Annotated in this window: 1 protein-coding gene; it reads right to left on the reverse strand. The window is 57.9% G+C overall.

From position 1 onward, the window contains the following. Positions 1–102 precede the first annotated feature (102 nt). On the reverse strand, positions 103–515 hold a 413-nt coding region (rplJ, locus tag IE187_RS21190), incomplete at its 5' end, for a 50S ribosomal protein L10 (RefSeq protein WP_189677967.1).

Below are 515 nucleotides of genomic sequence, written 5' to 3' on the forward strand. Positions count from 1 at the left end.
TTCCTTTCAATCTTGGCGGCGGACGAAGTGGTAGATCCGCTGCCTAATAAACCTTATTGTTTAAATTATCGAAGCGACTGATTCATGCCGTGAGGGCGTAAATCAGGCAGCCTTCTCCTGCTTTTCGCGCAGGGCGTCGATCGTGCGCACAGCCTTGGTAGGCAGAGCGTTGAACAGGTACGCGGCCTTGGCCATCGATGCCTTGATGTCGCCGGCGAATTCGGCAAGCAGCTGCGGGCGGGACTTGAGGTCTGCCAGCTTCTTGGCGCCCTCAGCATCGTAGACAGTGCCGTCAGCGGCGGCACCCTTGATGACAAGAGCCTTGTTGTCCTTGGCGAAGTCACGGATGACCTTCGCAGCCTCAATGAAGTCGCCCTTCACAAAGGTGATGGCGGTCGGGCCAGCAAGAATCTCGTCGAGACCCTCGATGCCCGCTTCCTTGGCGGCGATGCGTGCCAGCGTGTTCTTTGCCACGGTGTAGGAAGTATCGCGGCCTAGCTTTTCACGCAGATCGG

Source organism: Sphingomonas glacialis (genome assembly GCF_014653575.1).
In the GTDB taxonomy this organism is placed as follows: domain Bacteria; phylum Pseudomonadota; class Alphaproteobacteria; order Sphingomonadales; family Sphingomonadaceae; genus Sphingomonas; species Sphingomonas glacialis.